Genomic DNA, 21635 nt, shown 5'->3' with positions numbered 1-21635 from the left:
AGTTTGTTTGTTCCGTTTTCATCGGGAGTGAGAAGGAACGTTGCTTCCGGGTGGGATGAGTTTGATCTGCAAGGATCGAATTTCCGGCCAGAGAAAATGGGGTGTAGCCGGGCACCGAATGTGGAGGAGAAAGAAATGAGGAAATTTATCCTGGGCACAGCGATGGCCGTCCTGATGTCGACGGCGGCGCATGCGGAGACCATCGGCGTTTCGATGGCGCTCTTCGACGACAACTTCCTGACGGTGCTTCGCAACGGCATGCAGGACTACGCCAAGGCGCTCGACGGCGTCGAACTGCAGGTCGAAGACGCCCAGAACGACGTCGCCAAGCAACAGAGCCAGATTCAGAACTTCATCGCCGCCGGCGTCGACGCGATCATCGTCAACCCGGTCGATACCGACGCCACCGCCGCCATGTCGAAGATCGCGGCCGATGCCGGGATTCCGCTCGTCTATGTCAACCGCGAGCCGGTGAACATCGACTCGCTGCCGGACAAACAGGCCTTCGTCGCTTCGAACGAAGTTGAATCCGGCACGCTGGAGACGCAGGAAGTCTGCAAGCTGCTCGGCGGCAAGGGCAAGGCCGTCGTGATGATGGGCGAATTGTCCAACCAGGCTGCCCGCATGCGCACCAAGGACGTCCACGATGTCCTCGCCACCGATGCCTGCAAGGGCATCGAGATCGTCGAGGAGCAGACCGCCAACTGGTCGCGCACCCAGGGCTCCGACCTGATGACCAACTGGCTCTCCGCCGGCGTCGAGTTCGATGCGGTCATCGCCAACAACGACGAAATGGCGATCGGCGCCATCCAGGCCCTGAAGGCTGCCGGCCGCTCGATGGACTCCGTCGTCGTCGCCGGGATCGACGCCACCCAGGACGCGCTCGCCGCCATGGCTGCCGGCGACCTCGACGTGACGGTGTTCCAGAACGCCGCCGGCCAAGGCAAGGGCTCCGTCGACGCCGCGCTCAAGCTCGCCAAGGGCGAACCGGTCGAAAAGAAGGTTTACATCCCCTTCGAGCTCGTCACCAAGGATAATCTCGCCGAGTACCAGGCAAAGAACTGACGCTCCTTCGGGGAGCGCGGCAGTACCGCGCTCCCCTTCGAAACAAGTCCCGCTCGAGGCCCTGGTTGGGCCGCACCACTAGAAGGCATCTTCCGCCCGCCGCGAGGACGTTCCGGTCGATTCCGGAAAATGGGAGGCAATGAGAATGACGCTCAGTCCCACAACGATGGCAGCCGTGCGCGCCAGCGGTGCCGTGCCCAATGCCGAATTTCTGCTGACCGCAGAAGGCGTACGCAAGGAATTCCCCGGCGTCGTCGCGCTCGATGACGTCCAGTTCAAGCTGAGGCGCGGCACCGTCCATGCCTTGATGGGCGAAAACGGCGCCGGCAAATCGACGCTCATGAAGATTCTCGCCGGCATCTATCACCCCGATCTGGGCGTGGTGAAGCTCAGGGGCGTCGATATCCAGCTGAAGTCGCCGCTCGACGCCTTGGAGAACGGCATCGCCATGATCCATCAGGAATTGAACCTGATGCCCTTCATGACGGTTGCCGAAAACATCTGGATCCGCCGCGAACCGAAGAATCGCTTCGGCTTCGTCGACCACGGCGAAATGCGCCGCATGACGGCGAAGCTCTTCGAGCGATTGAAAATTCATATCGACCCGGAAATCGAGGTCCGGCACCTCTCCGTCGCCAACCGGCAGATGGTGGAGATCGCCAAGGCGGTCTCTTATGAATCCGACGTGCTCATCATGGATGAGCCGACCTCGGCGCTGACCGAGCGCGAAGTCGCGCATCTCTTCGAGATCATCCGCGACCTGCGCTCCCAGGGCATCGGCATCGTCTACATTACCCACAAGATGAACGAGCTGTTCGAGATCGCCGACGAATTCTCGGTCTTCCGCGACGGCAAATATATCGGCACGCATGCCTCGAGCGACGTGACCCGCGACGACATCATCCGCATGATGGTCGGCCGCGAGATCACCCAGATGTTCCCGAAGGAGGAGGTGCCGATCGGCGACGTGGTTCTATCTGTCAAGAACCTGACGCTCGACGGCGTCTTCCACGACGTCTCCTTCGATGTGCGCGCGGGCGAAATACTCGGGGTCGCGGGCCTCGTCGGCTCGGGCCGCTCCAACGTCGCCGAAACCCTGTTCGGGGTGACGCCGGCAAGCTCCGGCACCATCTCGATCGATGGCAAGGACGTCGTCATCGACAGCCCCAACACGGCGATCCGCAACCGCATGGCTTTCCTGACCGAGGACCGCAAGGATACCGGCTGCCTGCTGATCCTCGATATTCTAGAAAACATGCAGATCGCCGTGCTGCAGGACAGGTTCGTCAAGAGCGGGTTCGTCACTGAAAAGGAAGTCACCGCCGCCTGCGAGGAGATGAGCCGCAAGCTGCGCGTCAAGACCCCCAACCTGCATGAGCGCATCGAGAATCTTTCGGGCGGCAACCAGCAGAAGGTGCTGATCGGCCGCTGGCTGCTCACCAATCCGCGTATCCTCATCCTCGATGAGCCGACACGCGGCATCGACGTCGGCGCGAAGGCTGAAATCCACCGCCTCGTCACCGAACTCGCCCGCAACGGCGTCGCGGTCATCATGATCTCGTCGGAAATGCCGGAAGTGCTTGGCATGAGCGACCGGATCATGGTCATGCACGAAGGCCGCGTCACCGGCTTCCTCGACAGGGCAGAAGCTACCCAAATCAAGGTCATGGAACTTGCGGCGCGCTGAGGCGCGCGAATGCTGACCGCAGGGAGGAACGAAAATGGACACTAACATTGCCGCACCCGGCGCGACCCCACCCCTGGCAGCGACGAGACGGCGCCTGCCCCCCGAACTGAACATTTTCCTGGTGCTGATCGGGATCGCACTCGTCTATGAGATTCTCGGCTGGCTCTTTGTCGGCCAGAGCTTTCTGATGAACTCGCAACGTCTGACGATCATGATCCTGCAGGTGTCGGTCATCGGCATCATATCGGTAGGCGTCACCCAAGTGATCATCACCGGCGGCATTGATCTCTCCTCGGGATCGGTGGTCGGCATGACGGCGATGATCTCGGCGAGCTTGGCTCAGGCATCCACCTGGCCGCGCGCGCTCTATCCTTCGCTGACCGACATGCCGGCAATCGTGCCGATCGCCCTTGGCGTCGGTATCGGCCTCGCTGCCGGTTTCATCAACGGACAACTGATTGCAAGGACCAAGATTCCGCCGTTCATCGCCACCCTCGGAATGATGGTGTCTGCCCGCGGCATCTCGAAATGGTACACCAAGGGCCAGCCGGTCTCAGGGCTTACCGAAGACTTCAACTTCATTGGCACGGGCATCTGGCCGGTCGTCGTCTTCCTCGTCGTCGCCCTCATCTTCCATGTCGCGCTCCGCTACACCCGCTATGGCAAGTTCACCTATGCGATCGGCGCCAATGTCCAGGCGGCGCGGGTCTCGGGCATCAATGTCGAAGCGCATCTGATCAAGGTCTATGCGATAGCCGGCATGCTGGCCGGTCTTGCCGGCGTCGTCACCGCCGCCCGCGCTCAGACCGCGCAGGCCGGCATGGGTGTCATGTACGAACTAGACGCGATCGCTGCGGCCGTCATCGGCGGCACCTCGCTGACCGGCGGCGTCGGCCGCATCACCGGCACGGTGATCGGTACGATCATTCTCGGCGTGATGACCTCCGGCTTCACCTTTCTGAGGGTCGACGCCTACTACCAGGAGATCGTCAAGGGCATGATCATCGTCGCCGCGGTCGTCGCAGACGTCTATCGCCAGAAGAGCCGAAAGAAGGCGTAAGGGCTAATCTCTCCCAGCGCAGTGCCTGGCCGGGGTGAAGAAATTCATCCCGGCTTTTTTCGCTGAATCAATGCCCGGCTCCGACGGCATCATGATGCAGGAAACGTCACGACGACCTTCAGCCCTCGACCGCCCGCTCCGTCTTCCAGCCGCATCGCTCCGCCGTAAAGCGCGGCGATCTCCTCGACGATCGGCAGGCCGAGCCCGGTGCCCGGCGACTCGTTGCCGCCGCCGCGGCGGAACCTCTTGAGCACGGCTTCGCGCAGGTCCGTCCTGATGCCGGGTCCATTGTCCTCGACTTCGAGCGCGACAAGACCGTCTCGACCTTCGACCCGCACGGTCACCTCCGCGCCGCGACCGGCATAGAGGAGCGCATTTCCGATGAGATTCTTCAACAACTCTCCGACGAGCAGCGGTTCGGCCCGGATGCAATGCTCGCCCTCGCCGGCGAAGCCGAGATCGATGTCAGCATCGCCCGCCGCAGGAACATGCTCGGCGGTGACCGCGCGCGCGAGCCCCGCAAGTTCGATGCGCTCCGTCCCACGCGCCTTTTCCTTCGCCGCCGCGTCGATCTTCGCCATCAGGAGCAATTGCGCGAGAATGCGCTCGGCGTTGGCGACCGCCTCGTCCGCCTTGAGCGCCGCGCCGCGTGCTTCCTCGAGGGTCGCCGCGCGCCGCGCCAGCGCAATCTGCGTCCGGATGATCGCAAGCGGGGTGCGCAATTGGTGGCTGGCATTGCCGGTGAAGTTGCGAAGCGCGTCCAGCGCCGACTGCAGGCGCACCATGAAGGAATTGACCGTGTCCACCAGCCCCTGCACCTCGTTCGGCACGCGCTCGCCGATCGGGTGGAGATCGTCCGGGCTGCGCTCGGCGATCGCATCGCCAAGGCGATAGAGCGGCCGCAGCGAGACGGTGACCGCAATCCAGACGATCACCGCGGCGCCCGCGATCATCAGCCCGAGGCGCAACGCGGAATGCAGCAGGATCGTCTGGGTGAGCTGGCGCCTGGCGATCGTCGTCTCGGCTACGGTGACGACGAAGGGTACAGAGTTGACCCCGGTCGAAGCAGAGCGTCGAAGCACTGCGAGCCTGATCGGTTCGCCGCGGAAAACCGCATCGGCGAAGCTCGTCGACGACTGCGTCCCCGTCTCCGCGAGCGAAGGCAGCGTCTGATAGCCGGTGATGAACTCACCCGGCGGACCGTCCACCCGGTAGAAAACCCTGTCCTGGGCCGCCGAAGTCAGCATTTCGAGCGCCACGTAGGGAATATCGACCTGCAGCGAGCCGTCCTCGGCGACCACGACTCGCTCCGCGATCGCCAGTGCCGAGCCGGCAAGGACTCGGTCTGACACGACATTCGCCGTTTTGACGGCTTCCCGATAGGTGTCCATCAGGGCTATGACGCCGATGACGGCGGTCGAAAAGAGGAGCCAGCCGAGCAGCCTGCGCCTGAGCGAATAGACCATGGTCCTCATTCGGCGCTGGCCGTCTTATCCAGGTAATAGCCAATGCCGCGGGCGGTGCGCACGGTCAGGCCATAGGGTGCCAGACGCTTGCGTAGCCGGCTCACATATTGCTCGATCGCATTGGCGCTCAAATCGTCGTCAAAGCCGGTGAGCGATTGCACGATCGCATCCTTGGCGACCACCTTGCCGGCGCGCATGAAAAGAAGTTCGAGCAATCCGAGCTCGCGCGCGGGAATTTCGATCGGCATGCCGCCAGCTGAAAAGCTGCGGGCGGTGAGGTCCAGAGAGACGTTGCCATAGCTGACGACGGAACTGCGCAAACCGGCCTGCCGGCGCAACAGCACGCGCACGCGCGCCTCGAACTCGCCGATATCAAAGGGCTTGATCAGATAGTCGTCGGCACCAAGGTCAAGTCCCTTCACCCGTTCCTCGGGCGAGCCGCGTGCCGTCAGGATCAGGACCGCTGCCCGGTTCTGGCGGGCGCGCATCGCGCGCAACACCTCAAGCCCGTCCATTTCCGGCAGATTGAGGTCCAGAATCACGAGATCGAAGTTCTCGGCTGCGGCGACCGCGTGCGCGGAAGCGCCGTCGCGCACTATGTCGACGGCATAGCCGCTGCCCCGCAACAGCGCCGAAAGGCCCTCCGCCAAGGCCTTGTTGTCTTCAACGAGCAAGATACGCAAATCGTCGCCTCCCCACTTCACTCTATCGGCCGCGCGCTTGCTTGTGAACGGCGGCGGCGTCAGGCATTGTGGAATTATGCGCTACTTGATTTCTTTCGCTTTTTGGTTGCTGCTCGCGCCATTTACGTCTGCTGCGCCGGTGCTCTTCCCGGCGGCTTCGGGAGATCCCACCGCACCCGTTCTCGTCGTCTATTCCTCCCTCGACGAACCGCTGGCGCGACCGATGATCGTCGGCTTCCAGAAGGCCAATCCGGATGTGGCGGTGCGCTATGAAGACATGCTGACCGGCGAGATCTACGACCGCATCGTCAGCGAGACGGACGCCGGAAGGAAGACGGCCGATTTCGCCTTCTCCTCGGCCATGGATCTCCAGGTCAAACTCAGCAATGACGGCTATTCGCAGCGCAGCGACCTGCCGATGAGCAGCCGCTGGCCGGCATGGGCGAACTGGCGCAACACGGCCTATGCCCTTACCTTCGAACCTGCCGTCTTCGTCTATCACAAGCCGAGCTTCGCCAACGAGACGCCGCCAGCCACACGCGCGGAATTCGTGGACTATCTGACGCGACAGGGCAGCGCCGTCTTCGGCCGCGTCGGCACCTACGACATCGAGCGATCGGGCGTCGGCTTCCTCTTCATGGCGCGCGACCAGGAACAGTTCGGCGACATCTGGAGCGTGATCCAGGCCATGGGTGCGGCCGGCGTCAAGCTCTATTCGACCAGCCAGGCGATCCTGGAGCGCGTTGCCGACGGGCGCTTCGTGCTCGGCTACAACATTCTCGGCTCCTATGCCGCCGACTGGGCCTCCCGCCATCCCGATGTCGGCATCGTTCTGCCAAAGGACTACACCGTCGTGATGTCGCGCATCGGCCTCGTGCCGCAGGCGGCCGCCTCTCCGGAGCTCGGCCGGCGCTATCTCGAGTTCTTCATGTCCAAGGAGGGCCAAACGATCATGGCGCGTGAACTGCAGATCCCCGCGGTCAGCCCCGAGGTTGCCGGCGAGAACACGGCCAATACGATGCGGGAGATGCTTGGGGGGCAGTTGAAACCCGTGCCGGTCAGTCCCGGCCTGATGGTCTATCTCGACCAGGTGAAGCGCGCCCGCCTGATCGCTCGCTGGAACGAAGCGCTCAGACAGCAGTGAAAAAATCAGCCGTCGCAACAAAGCGTTTACGCGGAGCGAAGTTGATGTCAGGTTAATGTCAGCTTTCTATGATGGGTTTACGTCGTCGGCGAGCCGTGGAGGCGGATTGCCGGCGGCGCATCGGGAGGAAGGCGCCATTCCGGTCGAAGACTTCCGTTCTGAGGTCAGCTGTCCGTTCTCCCGTTGGCAAAGAAACCACACGCGCGGGAATGAACTGCGCTCACGGAGGACCGACCTTGAAACACTTTTTCCTGGCATCCATTCTCGCCGGCGCATTGGCGCTGCCGGCCTACGCCGCTGACTACACCATCATCGCGCCGGCAAATCCTGGCGGCGGTTGGGACCAGACGGCCCGTTCGTTGCAGACCGTCATGCAGCAGGAGGGCGTTTCCGGCAACGTGCAGGTGCAGAACGTTCCAGGCGCAGGCGGCACCATCGGCCTTGCGCAGTTCGCGAGCCAGCAGAAGGGCAATCCGAATGCGCTGCTCGTTGGCGGCTACGTCATGGTCGGCGCCATTCTCACCAACAATTCGCCAGTCACACTCAAGGACGTGACCCCGATCGCCCGTTTGACCGGCGAGTACGAGGCGATCGTCGTTCCGGCCGCTTCCGAAATCAAGACCATGGCTGACCTGATCGAAGCGCTCAAGAAGGATCCGGGGGCCGTCTCCTGGGCAGGTGGTTCGGCCGGCGGCACCGACCATATCGCGGTTGGCCTGATCGCCAAGGCTGCCGGCGTCGACCCGACGAAGATCAACTACATCGCCTATTCCGGCGGCGGCGAAGCGCTTGCAGCGATCCTCGGCAGCCAGGTAACCGCCGGCATTTCCGGCTACGGCGAGTTCGAATCCCAGATCAAAGCCGGTGCTCTCCGACTGCTTGCCGTCTCCAGTGCCGAGCGCATCCCCGGGATCGAGGCTCCGACCCTCAAGGAATCGGGCGTCGACGTCGTCGTTGAAAACTGGCGCATGGTCGCGGCCGCTCCCGGCCTTACCGAAGAGCAGAAGGCCGCCGTCGAAGCCGACATCGAGAAGGTCGCCAAATCCGCCGCCTGGCAGGAAGTCCTGAAGACCAAGGGCTGGCAGGACACCTACCTCGCCGGCGAGGCCTTCGAAGAACAGCTCGCTAAGGATATTGCTGCCACCGAAGCCGTGCTTAAGGACATCGGACTGGTAAAATGACCAAGGGAACCCACCCTTCGACCCAGACGCGCCGCCCCGATTGGGCGGCGCTCACTATCGCCGCCGTCCTGGCGGTCGTCGCGGGCCTCATCTTCTGGGACGTTTCCCGCCTGATCGGTCTTGCCGGCTACTCCCAAGTCGGCCCGACCACAGTGCCTTATGCGATCGCCTGCTGTCTCATCGGCCTGGCGGTCTGGACTGCGGCCGAAGCGCTGAGGGGGGACTTCCCCGAGCGCGACCATCAGGAGATCGGCCCGGTCGCCTGGATCGTCGGCGGGCTCGCAGCGCAGATGCTTCTGCTCAACACGCTCGGCTTTTCGATCGCCACCGGATTCCTCTTTGCCCTTACGGCGCGCGGCTTCGGCAAGCGCAAGCTCTGGCTGTCGGTGCCGATCGGCATCGCCTTCAGCTTCGTCGTCTGGGTGATCTTCGCCAAGCTCCTGCAATTGTCGCTGCCGGCAGGACCGCTTGAACGCCTGTTCTTCTAAAGGGGCCCGACGACCATGGGTACTTTTGACTTCCTCTTGCAGGGGCTGTTGGTTGCTGCCCAGCCGATGAACCTGCTCTACGCGCTCATCGGCGTGACACTCGGCACCGCCGTCGGCGTGCTGCCGGGCATCGGCCCGGCGCTCACGGTCGCGCTGCTGCTACCGGTCACCTACCAGCTTGACCCGGCCGGGTCGCTGATCATGTTCGCCGGCATTTATTATGGCGGCATGTATGGCGGCTCGACCACATCGATCCTGCTCAATACGCCGGGCGAGAGCGCCTCGATCGTCACAGCACTCGAGGGCAACAAGATGGCGCGCGCCGGACGCGGTGGACCGGCGCTCGCAACGGCGGCGATCGGTTCCTTTGTCGCCGGCCTGATTGCGACGATGGGGCTTGCCTTCATTGCTCCCTACATCGTCAAGCTTGCGCTCGTTTTCGGCCCCCGCGAATATTTCGCGCTCATGGTCCTCGCCTTCGTCACCGTGTCCTCGGCCTTCGGCGACTCGGCGCTGCGCGGCCTCACCTCGCTTTTCGTCGGCCTCACCCTCGCCCTGATCGGCATCGACCAGTTGACCGGACAGACGCGCCTCTCCTTCGGCGTGCCGGACCTCCTGGACGGCATCGAAGTGACGACGGTTGCCGTTGCCATGTTCGCGATCGGCGAGAGCCTCTTCATCGCCGCCCAGGGCGATCGCGGGCCGGACAAGGTCGAGGCGGTCCGCGGTTCGGTATGGATGAATGCCGCGGACTGGGCGCGCTCCTGGAAGCCGTGGCTGCGCGGCACCTTCATCGGCTTTCCCATCGGCGCGATGCCGGCGGGCGGCGCGGAAATCGGCACCTTCCTCTCCTACGCCACCGAGAAGCGCCTGACCAAGCATCCGGAAGAGTTCGGCAACGGCGCAATCGAAGGCGTGGCCGGTCCGGAGGCTGCCAACAACGCGTCGGCCGCCGGCACGCTGGTACCGCTCCTCACGCTTGGCCTGCCGACCACGGCGACCGCCGCGATCATGCTCGCCGGCTTCCAGCAATTCGGGCTTCAGCCGGGACCGCTGCTCTTTGCCACCAACCCGCAGCTCGTCTGGGGCCTCATCGCCAGCCTGCTCATCGCCAACTTCATGCTGCTGGTCTTGAACCTGCCGCTGATCGGCCTCTGGGTGAGACTTCTGACGATCCCGAAGCCATGGCTCTACGCCGGCATCCTGTTGTTCGCCACGCTCGGCACCATCGGCGCCAACCCGTCCGTCTTCGAGCTCGGCATGCTGCTTGCCTTCGGCCTGCTCGGCTATGTCATGCGCGTCTTCGGCTATCCAATCGCGCCGGTCGTCGTCGGCCTCATCCTCGGACCGCTCGCCGAACAGCAACTGCGTCGAGCACTGTCGATCAGCCAGGGTGATGTCACCGTGCTCTTCACCTCGCCGATCGCGGCAGTGTTGCTGGTGATCGCGGCGCTGGCCTTCCTCGTGCCGCTGATCATGCGGGCACGCGGCCGCGGCGAAGTGCTGACGCAGCTCGCCGCCAGCGAAGACTGAAATCTCGCCTATCTCTGTTGCGGGCCCGGGTGGTCGACCGCCATCCGGGCCTGCTTTCATTGCATGGCTGGGCTGAGGTTTTGTGCATTGCGAAACATGCCTGCCAGACCCATCTTTTGCTCATCGAAGAGAAAGAAAGTGAGCAAAGAGATGACGAGCAACAACCGCATGGGCTTCATCGGCCGCGCTTTTGCCGTTCTGGGCGCTGCGACTGCCGCAGCCGCTGCCGTCGAAGGCCACCGCCGCCCAAGGGCACGGGATCTCCGCACCCTCGGAATCGACCCGGCAAACTTCCCGGACACGAGCCGCGGCTAACCGCGCGACGCGGCAGTTGCGCGGTTTTCCGTTGGCGGTGATCCGCCGCAACGAGATCCGCTAGCCAACGCCGTGCCCTGATCTGCCCTACACTTCGCGTATAGAGGAACAACTGCTGCCACTGGCTCGTTGAAAGGGACGGCCGCTCGACGGGCGGTCCCGAGCGAAGAGAGCGCCGTCATTCTCATGTATGATTGTGTGGTTGTGGGCGGAGGCCCCGCCGGTCTGGTGGCCGGCATCTATCTGGCGCGGCTCAATCGCCGGGTGGTCATCATCGATGGTGGGGAAAGCCGCGCGAGCCTCATTCCGCGATCCTACAATCATCCGGCGTTTCCGGATGGGATCCCGGGGCAAGTTTTGCTTCGCCGGATGTATGATCAGGCCAGCAAATTCGCCATAGAGCATGTCATTGGTCGCGCCGATGCAGTCGAGCGACGAGATCACTGCTTTGAAACGGCAGTCGCGGGGCGCAACCTGCTCAGCCAATCGGTGATCTGTGCGACCGGTCTTCTTGACATTCTTCCCCCCTGGCCGGACGCGACGAAGCTCGTGCGGAACGGCAATCTACGGCTTTGCCCGATCTGCGACGGATACGAGATCAATGGTGCGCCGGTCGTCGTCCTGGGAAATACCCGACGCGCAGTAAGGGAAGCGGAATTTCTGTTGTCATTCAGCGATAAGGTGACCATCGCCACCATGGGGGCCGAACTCGATGGGGTGAGCGAGGCCGACCTTGAGACATCCGTCCGGCTGGTCACGGATCGCCTTGCATCCCACCGCCCGGCGGCCGAAGATCGCCTTTCGCTGGAGTTCGTGGGCGGCTCTCGGATGGAGGACGTGGCGGTCTATTCCGCGCGCGGCTGCAAACCGCAATCCGATATCGCTCGGGCCGTCGGGGTCGAACTCGACGAAGAGGGACGAATACCGACCGATCAACATCAGCGCACCAACGTAGAACGCTTCTATGCGGCCGGCGACGTGGTCACGGGTCTGAACCAACTCGGCGTTGCGATGGCCCAGGCGGAAATTGCGGCCGTTGCTGCGCACAACGATCTGCGAAGGCTTTAAGAGCGCCAGTCCCAATTCGGGTTGTTAGTCACGGCTCATCAGGGCACCCTGACCTTGACCCGCCATGTCGCCATGGCATCCTGTCCGGATGATCAAGGCTGTGCTTCTGGATCTTGCCGGGGTCGTCTATGACGGCGAGAAAGCAGTGCCGGGCGCAACGGCGGCTGTTGACCGCTTGCGGGAAGCTGGCCTTCCCGTCCGCTTTGTCAGCAACACCACCCGCGCGACGAAGGCAGCCGTTCTTCAGCGCCTGGCGAGGCTCGGGATTGTAGTCGGGGGCGACGAGCTGTTCACGCCGGCCGAAGCCGCGTGTGGCTGGCTTCGCCAACATGGCCGGTCGCCGCACCTGCTCGTTCACCCCGATCTCGTTTCGGAGTTCCAGGACATTCCGCCCGCGGTCGGCAAGGCGATCGTCGTCGGCGATGCGGGTGACGCCTTCGACTACCGTGCGCTGAATGCGGCGTTCCGGGAACTCGTCGACGGCGCGGAATTCCTGGCGCTCGCCCCGAACCGGACCTTCAAGGACGCCGATGGAAAGCTGAGCCTGGATGCCGGAGCATTTGTCGCCGCACTGGAGTTCGCCAGCCAGAAGAAGGCGATCGTCCTCGGTAAGCCGGCAGGTGATTTTTTCCGCTCCGCTCTAGCTACCATACCCTGCGCGGCAATTGACGCGGTGATGGTGGGCGATGACGCGGAGACGGATGTCGCCGGGGCATTGAGAGCGACTATCGGTGACGCCCTCTTGGTACGCACTGGCAAATATCGGCAGGGGGACGAGGCTCGTTTCGAGCCGGCGCCAACGGCGACTCTCAACGATATTTCGGCGGCGGTGGAGTGGATTCTCGCGAAACGAAGCTCCTGCATGTCTCCTTAAATCGACCTCGATTAGACGAGACATGCAGCAATTCAAACTGTAGGCCGCCAGAAAAAAGCATGGCGCCGACCGTGAGGTCGACGCCATGAAGGCCTTGGGAGTATTTAAGCTACTTTGGAAACTTCCGTCGGGACGGAAGTAATCGTCTTCAGAACGCGGGAGGCGATCTGGTAGGGGTCGCCCTGGGAGTTCGGGCGGCGATCTTCGAGATAGCCACGGTAGCCATTGTTGACGAAGCTGTGCGGCACGCGGATCGAAGCGCCGCGGTCGGCAACGCCGTAGCTGAACTTGTTCCACGGCGCCGTCTCGTGCTTGCCTGTCAGGCGGAGGTGGTTATCCGGGCCGTAGACGTCGATGTGTTCCTGCAGGTTCTTGTCGAACGCAGCCATCAGCGCCTCGAAATAGTCCTTTCCGCCGACTTCGCGCATATAGGCGGTGGAGAAGTTGCAGTGCATTCCGGAGCCGTTCCAGTCGGTGTCGCCGAGCGGCTTGCAGTGCCACTCGATGTCGATGCCGTACTTTTCCGTGAGGCGCTGCAAGAGGTAGCGCGCCATCCAGACCTCGTCAGCGGCCTTCTTGGAGCCCTTGCCGAAGATCTGGAATTCCCACTGGCCCTTGGCGACTTCGGCGTTGATGCCTTCATGGTTGATGCCGGCAGCCAGGCAGATGTCGAGGTGCTCTTCGACGATCTGGCGTGCGACGTCGCCGACGTTCTTGTAACCGACGCCGGTGTAGTACGGGCCCTGCGGCGCCGGGTAGCCCTGCTCCGGGAAGCCGAGCGGGCGACCATTCTTGTAGAAGAAGTATTCCTGCTCGAAGCCGAACCAGGCGCCTTCGTCGTCGAGGATCGTGGCGCGGCTGTTCGAAGGATGCGGTGTCTTGCCGTCCGGCATCATGACCTCGCACATGACCAGCACGCCATTGGTGCGGACCGGATCCGGGTAAACGGCAACCGGCTTCAGCACGCAATCCGAGCTGCGGCCTTCGGCCTGATTCGTCGAGCTGCCGTCGAAACCCCAAAGCGGAAGCTGTTCGAGCGTCGGAAACGCGTCGTATTCCTTGATCTGCGTCTTGCCGCGGAGATTTGGTACGGGCGTGTAGCCATCGAGCCAGATGTACTCGAGCTTATACTTGGTCATTAGCGAATCTCTCTAACGTGGTGCTGCGAGGTTTGAGCAAATCCTGAAGCGGCTTCGAGACGAAATGCGCGTCTCGAACGCCAGGGATCGATCCCATGAAAGCATTAAGCGTGCCAATTCGCCGGCGGCCTCGACTCTTTTTTCGGCAGACGGTTCGATTGCGCCGGATCGCGGCGGCCGTACGTTGGCGAAAACGGTCGGAGAAAACCGAAATTCCATTGCCGGCCTCCCCTATGATTCTCCCGACAAGCTTGATTTTGCTGCGTATCCGGAGACGCCTGCTTCAGGAGCGGAGGAGCCAGCACTGCCCCAAAATGCGTCAGGCGCATGCTATTGCCTAAAAAATCACTCCATCAGGCAGCTCGCGGCTACACAGATTGCCCGATGCTCGCGAATCCGGCATCGATTTGAATATTTTTTCGGCATTTCGCGCAAATCATGTGCAATTTCCAGCGTGAGGTACTATGTTTTCGACAGGAACTCACGGGAGACCTGAGCATGGCGACGAATTTGCACGGCAAGTCCGCGACGATCCTGCAGTTTCCAAAAAGGATTCCGCGCAAGCCGGACGAGCGCTGGACGGAGGCAAAGGGAACGATGGACTTCGCTTCGTCGGAAGTATGCGCCGCGATCGACGGCTGCTGGTACCACGAAGACGCGTTGCGGGAGGAAACTACCAAACATTGAGCGAAGGGCCGATCCTGAGGACCCGCCCTTTAGGCGTGCCACACATGGCGCCGCCCCTCACCGCCGCCCGCCCAACTCGTCGATATGAGCGAGCATGTCGGCGGGATCCTCGAAGATCCGGTAGGCGCCTGCATCCCTCAACTCCTCACGCCCGTAGCCTCCACTCAAGAGGCCGATCCCGAGCGCCCGGCAGCGCACCGCCGCCAGCATGTCCCAGATGCTGTCCCCGACAACCACCGCGGCTTCGATCCGAACGCCCAGCTGCTCGGCAGCGGCGAGGAAAAGATCGGGATCAGGTTTGGCATATCTGACAAGGTCGCGCGTGACGACCGGGACGACAGCCGGGTCTGCGTCGAGCGCGGCGAGGTTGACGGCAGCCGTCTCAAGCCGACCGCTGGTCGCGATGGCGAAAGGTATCCTCGCATCGGTAAGCCAGGTCAGCAATTCGCGGGCGCCCGGAAGCGGCCGGATACGGTCCGCCTGCCGCTTGTAGGCCTCGGCGTGACGTCGGCGCAGGCGCGCCACCAGCTCTTCGTTGATCTCCAAAGCCGTCTCGCGCAAAAGCTGGTTGGTGAAGAGCCCGCCGCTCATGCCGATCTTACGGTGGATCCGCCAGACCGAAAGATCGATCCCTTCGTCGTCGAGCGCCTCCTTCCAGGCAAGGACATGCTGATAGACGCTGTCGACGAGCGTGCCGTCGAGGTCGAATAGGAACGCTGTTTCAACCCGCATACTGCTTCTCCCGCTTTTCCAATGGAGCCACTGGAGATATGGGGCAGCGTGCCCGCAAGAACAGGAGAAAACCGGGCTAGTCGCGGCGCAGAAAATGAAGATTGCCGGCGAGATCGGAGACCACCAGCTGGCGAGCATCCCAGAGGATCACGGAAACCGGCCGGGTCAGGCCGGCGAGAACGACGGTTTGTGCGCCTGACGGCCGGTCCACTCTCATCAAGCGCCCGCTCTCCTTCCGGAAACCTTGACCCTGTTCGTAAATCCCGTGCTCAAGCACCAGCATCGCGCCGTCCTGCTCGAAGCCGATCGCCACCGGCGCATTCAGTCCGTCGACTTCGACTTGCGGCTCCCCTCCGGTCGTCGGCACGGACACGATCTTTCCCGCGCCCGGCAGAAAAGGAAAGCCGCCGAAGAGCGCCACATGAAGGCGACCGTCGTGAAGGGCAATGCCGGTGGGTACGGCATCGACGTCATAGCTGCTGCCCTCCCCGAACTCCGTCGGCGAAAGGCTCTGCATGGCGCCCGCCGGCTGTCGAAGACGGCGGAACATTGCAAGCGTTTTCCTGCGGCCGTCGGGCTGCAGGTGCTCGACGCTGTTTCGCGCGGCGTCAACGACATAGAAGCCACGATCTGCCGGGACGAAGTCGAACGGGTTCCAGAAATCATTGCTGATCACACGAATCTCACCGGCGGTACTGACCGAGACCAGACTGTGATCGAGAGGGCTCTCGACCGATTTGACCGGAGTCCACCCCTGAGCGACAACGAACCCGTCGTTCAGTCGCATCACGCGGTAGGGCCCGGTCGGGTCGCCGATCACATCAAGTCCATGAGGGAATACCGGGCCGAACGCCAGGAGTTCGCCCCCTGGACCGCGCCGGTAGAGGCGTCCCGTTCGAAGATCGGTGACGAGCAATGCGTCGCCGTCGCGGGCAAGGCCGGAGAAGGCGGCGCCCGGAACGTGAACCGTCTCGAGCCGGTAGCCCGCCGCGACCGAGGGCCCGGCATTGGCGGCTGGTGCCAGGAACAGGAAGCCGGAAGCGATCAGGGCAAAGAGCGCACGCATCGAAAGCCGCCATTGGCTGCAAAACGGAATTCGGGATCATAGGCGAGACGATAGGTCGTCGTCAGATGGCGCGGGTCGCTGTTCCAGGAGCCGCCCCGAAGCACGCGATAATCCCCGCCCGTTGCGGATCCTTCCGCATAGGGCGCATAGACATCGCTCGTCCATTCCCAGACATTGCCGACGAGGTTGAGCACCCCCTCCCTGCTCGCACCCGCTGCAAAGGAATCGGCCGGCGCGGTCACCAAATAGCCGTCGCGGTCATCGCCGCCGCAGCAGCGATCGGCGCCGCCATTGGCGCGCATGTCGTCGCGCGGCATGTCGCCCCAAGGAAAGCCGTTGCCCTTCGTCCCCCGCGCGGCCCGCTCATATTGCTTTTCCGTCGGCAGCGTCAGGCCATGATGCCGGCAAAAGGCGTCGGCGTCGGCCCAGCTGACGCCGACGGCCGGTCGATCGTCGAGGCCCAGGACCGGGTGGCCGGCATAAAAGGCGGGACGGCGTCCGGTCTGCTCGACGAAGCTTGCATATTGCCGGTTGGTGATCTCGGTGCGGTTGATGGCAAAGGCGCGGCCCTCGACGACGCGACGGGGGCGCTCGTTCTCAGGGCCGTCGTCGCGGCCGAAGATGAAGGTGCCGGCGGGGATTTCTATCAGCGGATTGCCGGCGATTGGGCCGGTGTCGCCGGCGAGCGCCCGGGAAGCCAAGAGGAGAGCGATCGCCGCTGCTCGTGTGCAAGTGGGTTTCGGGCGAAAGGCGAAACCCCTCCCCACCCCCTCCGGCGGAGGGGCTCCGCCGCAGCACCGCCTCGCCCCTGTCGACGGATCCACAAGTGATTGGAACAATGGCAGTGTGCGAAGGGCGCGGCAATGTAGCGCCTCCCGCTTGTCGGGAGGGGTTGGGGAGGAGTTTGCCGCCGGGCGCAAGCGACAGGCACCCGGCGCCTTAGCTATCCGGCTGGAAATCCACACGTTGCTCGGTCTCCGCATCGAACAGGAACATGCGATCCTCGGCAATCCGGACGCCGACCCGCTGATCTATCGCGCCGGCGAAATTCTTGTCGGCGCGCAGCGTCAGTAGTTGCCCGCCGAGTTGCAGATTGACGAGCGTGTTCTCGCCGGTGAGCTCCACCGAATAGATCGGCGCCACCAGATTGATATCTTTATCCTCGGGGCCGGCGACGTGGACGTCTTCCGGGCGCACGCCGAGCACGGCAAGCCTGACATTGACGTGGCCGGCACCCTCGACCCTCAGACCCGCGCTGGCGAACACCCCGTCCTTCGCTTCGCCGGGAATGAGGTTCATCGACGGCGAACCGATGAACCCGGCGACGAAAAGCGTGCGCGGGTCGTTGTAGATCTCCCGCGGCGTCCCAAGCTGCTCGATCACGCCCCTGTTCATCACCGCAACGCGGTGGGCGAGCGTCATCGCCTCGATCTGGTCGTGCGTCACATAGATCGTGGTCACCTGCAACTCGTGCTGCAGGTGCTTCAACTCCGCCCGCATCTGTGTCCTGAGCTTCGCGTCGAGATTGGAGAGCGGCTCGTCCATCAGGAAGACCCGCGGGGTGCGCACTATGGCGCGGGCGAGCGCCACCCGCTGGCGCTGGCCGCCCGAAAGCTCCTTGGGCAGGCGCTTCAGCATGGTGTCGAGCTCGACGCGCCGCGCCACCTCGAGGATGCGACGCTTGTATTCGTCAGGCGGCACTTTGCGGATCTTCAGGGGGTAGCCGATGTTGTCTTCGACGGTCAGGTGCGGATAGAGCGCGTAGGATTGGAAGACCATCGCCACGTCCCGATATTTCGGCAGGACGTCGTTGATACGATCGGAGTCGATGTAGATGTCGCCGGACGTCGGTTCTTCGAGGCCCGCGACCATGCGCATCGTCGTCGTCTTGCCGCAGCCCGAAGGCCCGAGCAGAACGAGGAACTCCTTGTCCCTGATTTCCAGGTTGACGTCGGCGACGGCGACGAAGTCGCCGAACTTCTTGGTCACGTTGTCGAACTTGACGGATGCCATGAGCCTCAACCCTTGACGGCGCCGAGGGAGAGGCCTCGGACGAGATGCTTCTGGACGATGAAGGCGAAGATGACGATCGGGATGCAGGCCATGAAGCCGGCGGCGCTGATTTCGCCCCAATAGGTGGTGTACTGCGTCACGCGGCCGGCAATGCCGATCGGCAGCGTTTGCGACTGCTCCGTCAGCGTGATGACGAGTGACAGCAGGAACTCGTTCCAGGAGATGATCAGGCAGAAGATCGCAGTTGCCGCAAGTCCGGGGCGGGCAAGCGGCAAGGCGACATGCAGGAATGCCCCCCAGCGCGTGTCGCCGTCGACGATCGCCGCCTCTTCGAGCTCGACCGGGAGATCCTGGAAATAGCTCTTCATCATCCAGGTCGCAAAGGGCAGGTTGAAGGCCGTATAGGCGATGATCAGCGCCGACTTGGTGTTCAGCATGTCGAAATAGTTGAAGGCCAGGTAAAGCGGAATGATGCTGACGATGGGCGGCATCATGCGCGTCGAGAGGATCCAGAAGGAGACATGCTTGCGCCATTGCCAGGGATAGCTGAAGCGCGCCAGCGCATAGCCAGCCATGGTGCCGAACGTCACGGCTATCGCCGTCGTGCCGATCGCGACGAGGAAGCTGTTCAGCGCGTAGCGGAGGAACGGGCGCTCGATGAAGGCCTGGTCGTAATGCTTCAGAGTTGGGTTGCGCGGGACCCATTCGGGCGGCACGGCGAAGATGTCGATGTCGAACTTGAACGAATTCGCCGCGATCCAGTAGACGGGAAAGAGCGTGAGCACCAAAGCGAGGAGAATCGTCGCATAGGCCGAGAGGCGAAGAAGCGTCTCTCGGCTACGGCTGCGGGTTCTCAACGTCGTCGCCATATCACTCCACCAATCGCATGCGCTTCATGAACCAGGTGCTGAGGATCAGCGTCACGAACAGCACGAACAGCGATATCGCCGCCGCATAGCCGGGATCGGCGAAGCGGTATGCGACCTGATAGATGTAGAGGCTCAACACCTTTGTGCGATCCGCCGGACCGCCTCCGGTCAGGATGAAGACCAGGTCGAAGAGTCGCAGCGCGTCCATGACGCGCAACAAGAGCGCGATAGCGATGACCGGCTTCAGGAAGGGAATGGTAAGGTCCCAGAATTGTCGCCAGGAGGACGCGCCGTCGAGCTCGGCTGCCTCGTAGGGCTCGACGGGCAGGCTGGCGAGGCCGGCCAGCATCAGAAGGAAGATGAACGGCGTCCACTGCCAGACGTCGGCGACGATGATTGAGAGCATCGCCAGGTCGACGTCTCCCGCCCAGGCTTGGGTGGGCAGGCCGAGGCGGTACATGATTTCGTTGAGGACCCCGAATTGCGGTTCATAGATGAGCTTCCAGGTGATCGCCACTGCAATTGGCGGCAGCATCATCGGGATCATCAGCACCGTCTTCAGGAAAGTGAGCCGCCGGATATATTTGTCGAGCAGCAACGCCAGCCCGAGGCCGAGAGCGAATTCAAGCGACACGGCAATTATCGTGAAGACCGCAGTATTGCGCAAAGCCACGTGGAATTGGCCGTCGGAAAAGAGCCGGGCAAAGTTGGCGGTGCCGACGAATTGCCAGGGCAGTTCCGGATTGGGACTGATCCTGTGGACCGCGGCATAGAACATGTAGAGGCTCGGAAAGATCGTCAGCGCCAGGAGGATCACGACTGCGGGCGCAAGCATCAGATAGCGCAGCCGGCGCTCCGCCCAATGCTCGAACCCACCTCCGATTTCGAACAGCGCGGCAGATTTGCCCTTCTTCAGCATTGGTCCTCCGACGGAACCTCTTGCCTGGCAGCTACGCCCGCGCGGAACCTCCGGCGCGGCCGCGACAAGCGGGGCCAGACGCCCCGCCCGACACGCGCGGCTATTTGAGACCGGATATCTGTTCGACCGCGGCCTGCGAGTTCTTCAGCGCCTCTTCCGGCTTGATCGTGCCTGCGACCGCCTTGGAAAGCTCGATCCCGAAGGCGTTCTCAATCTCGGGCCACTTCGGATGGCGCGGCCGCGGCGTTGATGCCTCGATCGCCTCCATCAGCACCGGATAGTGGCGGAATTTTTCCTGCTTTGTCATTTCGGGGTCGGTGAAGACCGAACGCCTGACCGGCGGATTGCCACGTTCCGCTGAGATCTTGATCTGCTCCGGCGAGGTCGCCCACAACATGAAATCAAAGGCCTCCTGCTTGTTCTTGGCAGCCGACATGATGCCCATCGTCCAGTGGCCGATTTCCGAACTGCCCGGCTCGGTGCCGTCCGGTATGGGGCTGTAGGAGATCTTGCCCACCATCCTCGATTGGCTCGGATCCTCGAAGGTCGCCACCCAGTTCGGCCAGTTTATCGAGGATGCCGCGGTGCCCGCTGCCATGGCAGTGCCAACTTCGTTGGCGTTGTAGCTTTCGACGCCCTTCGGCGACACGTCGCGCAGCGCCATGAACATCTTCATGGCCTCGGCCCCCTCCGGCGTGTCGATCGTCACCTTGGTGCGGCCCTCATCGAACATGTCGGCCCCATAGGACCAGAAGATCGGCATGAAGTCCGCGACCACGGGATTGCCCTGGCCACCGCGGAAGACATAGCCGAAATAGCGGCCGCCGCCCTGCTCGGTCAGCGCCTTGGCTGCTTTCAGCACATCGTCCCAGGTCTCGGGCGACTCCACCCCGACTTCCTTGAACTTCGCTGCGTCGTAGAAGAACATCTGGGCGTTGCCGACATAGGGAAGGCAGACATAGGGCCCCTCATTATAGGGGTTGCGGCAGATCGCCCGGGACTTCGAAAGGAAGTCGTCGTCCGGCCCTTCCAGGCCGGCATTCTTGAAATAAGTCGTCAATTCCTCGAGATGCCCGTTTTCGGCAAAGAACGGTATCCACGGATCATCCATCAGAATGATATCGAAAACGCCGGACTTGGTAGCGCCGGCATTGGCGCCCTGTTCGAATACATTGGCGTAGGGCGCCTGCACGATCTCCACCTTCGTACCCTTCAGCTTGGCGTAGTCGGCGGCGGCGGCCCTCAGCCCGTCGCCTTCACTGCCCGAGGGAACGAGGATCGTTATGTCGGCCCAGGCAGACGCACCCATTGCCAGCGTCGATGCCGTGACAGCCAAAGCGAGACACAGTTTGCGAAGCATAAGACACCTCCCAATCCGAGCACATCGCGGGGCCACACTCATGGTGGTCCCGCCCGATTCGGCCTGGCGGAGACCCTGCAGCGCCAGGCGTCTTGTCAGACGCGCAAAGGTCGCTGTAGCACTTTGAATTGCTGCATGCCTTTATCCTAATCGAGGTCGATTCGAGGAGACATGCAGTAACGCAACGTCGATGAAAACCGACCCGTCGGGTCGGACCGTCATCGGGCTCCTCCACAAGCCGACGTTGCTCTCGGCTAAATCTAGCACATCATGTGATGTTTAGAGA

21 protein-coding genes are annotated in these 21635 nt (G+C 62.8%); 11 read left to right on the top strand and 10 right to left on the bottom strand.

The window, feature by feature from the left end:
• Nucleotides 1-135: 135 nt before the first annotated feature.
• From J2Z31_RS03415 to J2Z31_RS03405, 3 genes are all read left to right on the top strand, one after another.
• Nucleotides 136-1065, top strand: a complete 930-nt coding sequence (locus J2Z31_RS03415; RefSeq protein WP_209600468.1) for a sugar ABC transporter substrate-binding protein — start codon at nucleotides 136-138, stop codon at nucleotides 1063-1065.
• A 145-nt stretch (nucleotides 1066-1210) separates the two neighbouring features.
• Nucleotides 1211-2752 (top strand): sugar ABC transporter ATP-binding protein, encoded by a 1542-nt coding sequence (locus J2Z31_RS03410; protein ID WP_209600467.1) that lies wholly within the window; start codon nucleotides 1211-1213, stop codon nucleotides 2750-2752.
• A 34-nt stretch (nucleotides 2753-2786) separates the two neighbouring features.
• On the top strand, nucleotides 2787-3812 hold the full coding sequence (locus J2Z31_RS03405) for an ABC transporter permease (protein WP_209600466.1): 1026 nt from the start codon (nucleotides 2787-2789) through the stop codon (nucleotides 3810-3812).
• Between the two features lie 89 nt (nucleotides 3813-3901).
• Here the strand turns inward: J2Z31_RS03405 and J2Z31_RS03400 are convergent, their stop codons facing one another.
• Both J2Z31_RS03400 and J2Z31_RS03395 read right to left on the bottom strand, forming a co-directional pair.
• Nucleotides 3902-5287 (bottom strand): sensor histidine kinase, encoded by a 1386-nt coding sequence (locus tag J2Z31_RS03400; RefSeq protein ID WP_209600465.1) that lies wholly within the window; start codon nucleotides 5285-5287, stop codon nucleotides 3902-3904.
• Nucleotides 5284-5961 carry a response regulator gene (locus J2Z31_RS03395; protein ID WP_209600464.1) on the bottom strand — a complete coding sequence of 226 codons (678 nt, stop codon included), beginning with the start codon at nucleotides 5959-5961 and terminating at the stop codon, nucleotides 5284-5286. Before J2Z31_RS03395 ends, J2Z31_RS03400 begins: the two co-directional genes overlap by 4 nt.
• Before the next feature lie 76 nt (nucleotides 5962-6037).
• Between J2Z31_RS03395 and J2Z31_RS03390 the strand changes: the two genes are divergently transcribed.
• The 7 genes from J2Z31_RS03390 (at nucleotide 6038) to J2Z31_RS03360 (ending at nucleotide 12564) form a co-directional block, all read left to right on the top strand.
• Nucleotides 6038-7105 (top strand): ABC transporter substrate-binding protein, encoded by a 1068-nt coding sequence (locus J2Z31_RS03390; RefSeq protein ID WP_209600463.1) that lies wholly within the window; start codon nucleotides 6038-6040, stop codon nucleotides 7103-7105.
• A 236-nt stretch (nucleotides 7106-7341) separates the two neighbouring features.
• A complete protein-coding gene (locus J2Z31_RS03385; RefSeq protein ID WP_209600462.1) occupies nucleotides 7342-8286 on the top strand; it encodes a Bug family tripartite tricarboxylate transporter substrate binding protein in 945 nt (314 codons plus the stop codon).
• The gene (locus tag J2Z31_RS03380; RefSeq protein ID WP_209600461.1) at nucleotides 8283-8774 is read left to right on the top strand and encodes a tripartite tricarboxylate transporter TctB family protein; all 492 of its coding nucleotides are present in this window, start codon (nucleotides 8283-8285) and stop codon (nucleotides 8772-8774) included. Before J2Z31_RS03385 ends, J2Z31_RS03380 begins: the two co-directional genes overlap by 4 nt.
• Before the next feature lie 15 nt (nucleotides 8775-8789).
• Entirely contained in the window at nucleotides 8790-10307 is a 1518-nt protein-coding gene (locus tag J2Z31_RS03375) for a tripartite tricarboxylate transporter permease (protein WP_209600460.1), read from the top strand.
• A gap of 138 nt (nucleotides 10308-10445) precedes the next feature.
• Nucleotides 10446-10622: a hypothetical protein gene (locus tag J2Z31_RS03370; RefSeq protein WP_209601096.1), complete on the top strand. Its 177-nt coding sequence runs from the start codon at nucleotides 10446-10448 to the stop codon at nucleotides 10620-10622.
• Nucleotides 10623-10808: 186 nt separating this feature from the next.
• The gene (locus J2Z31_RS03365; protein ID WP_209600459.1) at nucleotides 10809-11690 is read left to right on the top strand and encodes an NAD(P)/FAD-dependent oxidoreductase; all 882 of its coding nucleotides are present in this window, start codon (nucleotides 10809-10811) and stop codon (nucleotides 11688-11690) included.
• 88 nt (nucleotides 11691-11778) lie between these two features.
• The gene (locus J2Z31_RS03360) at nucleotides 11779-12564 is read left to right on the top strand and encodes a TIGR01458 family HAD-type hydrolase (protein WP_209600458.1); all 786 of its coding nucleotides are present in this window, start codon (nucleotides 11779-11781) and stop codon (nucleotides 12562-12564) included.
• A 104-nt stretch (nucleotides 12565-12668) separates the two neighbouring features.
• On the opposite strand, the gene J2Z31_RS03355 is transcribed toward J2Z31_RS03360, so the two are convergent.
• Nucleotides 12669-13703: a glutamine synthetase beta-grasp domain-containing protein gene (locus J2Z31_RS03355; protein WP_209600457.1), complete on the bottom strand. Its 1035-nt coding sequence runs from the start codon at nucleotides 13701-13703 to the stop codon at nucleotides 12669-12671.
• 498 nt (nucleotides 13704-14201) lie between these two features.
• Between J2Z31_RS03355 and J2Z31_RS03350 the strand changes: the two genes are divergently transcribed.
• Nucleotides 14202-14390, top strand: a complete 189-nt coding sequence (locus tag J2Z31_RS03350; protein ID WP_209600456.1) for a DUF2735 domain-containing protein — start codon at nucleotides 14202-14204, stop codon at nucleotides 14388-14390.
• Nucleotides 14391-14447: 57 nt separating this feature from the next.
• Here the strand turns inward: J2Z31_RS03350 and J2Z31_RS03345 are convergent, their stop codons facing one another.
• From J2Z31_RS03345 to J2Z31_RS03315, 7 genes are all read right to left on the bottom strand, one after another.
• Nucleotides 14448-15122 (bottom strand): HAD family hydrolase, encoded by a 675-nt coding sequence (locus J2Z31_RS03345; protein WP_209600455.1) that lies wholly within the window; start codon nucleotides 15120-15122, stop codon nucleotides 14448-14450.
• Between the two features lie 76 nt (nucleotides 15123-15198).
• Nucleotides 15199-16188, bottom strand: coding sequence for a ScyD/ScyE family protein (locus J2Z31_RS03340; RefSeq protein WP_209600454.1), 990 nt, complete (start codon nucleotides 16186-16188; stop codon nucleotides 15199-15201).
• Nucleotides 16167-16889: a formylglycine-generating enzyme family protein gene (locus tag J2Z31_RS03335; protein ID WP_234939232.1), complete on the bottom strand. Its 723-nt coding sequence runs from the start codon at nucleotides 16887-16889 to the stop codon at nucleotides 16167-16169. Before J2Z31_RS03335 ends, J2Z31_RS03340 begins: the two co-directional genes overlap by 22 nt.
• A gap of 238 nt (nucleotides 16890-17127) precedes the next feature.
• The gene (locus J2Z31_RS03330) at nucleotides 17128-18201 is read right to left on the bottom strand and encodes an ABC transporter ATP-binding protein (RefSeq protein ID WP_209600453.1); all 1074 of its coding nucleotides are present in this window, start codon (nucleotides 18199-18201) and stop codon (nucleotides 17128-17130) included.
• Between the two features lie 5 nt (nucleotides 18202-18206).
• On the bottom strand, nucleotides 18207-19070 hold the full coding sequence (locus J2Z31_RS03325; RefSeq protein ID WP_209600452.1) for a carbohydrate ABC transporter permease: 864 nt from the start codon (nucleotides 19068-19070) through the stop codon (nucleotides 18207-18209).
• A 1-nt stretch (nucleotide 19071) separates the two neighbouring features.
• Complete coding sequence (locus J2Z31_RS03320) at nucleotides 19072-19989, bottom strand: carbohydrate ABC transporter permease (protein WP_209600451.1); 918 nt, start codon at nucleotides 19987-19989, stop codon at nucleotides 19072-19074.
• Between the two features lie 100 nt (nucleotides 19990-20089).
• Entirely contained in the window at nucleotides 20090-21349 is a 1260-nt protein-coding gene (locus J2Z31_RS03315) for an ABC transporter substrate-binding protein (protein ID WP_209600450.1), read from the bottom strand.
• Nucleotides 21350-21635 lie beyond the last annotated feature (286 nt).

This window comes from Sinorhizobium kostiense, assembly GCF_017874595.1.
In the GTDB taxonomy this organism is placed as follows: Bacteria; Pseudomonadota; Alphaproteobacteria; order Rhizobiales; family Rhizobiaceae; genus Sinorhizobium; species Sinorhizobium kostiense.
Note: the sequence above shows the minus strand (reverse complement) of the source record. Positions and strands in the feature narration are given on the sequence as shown.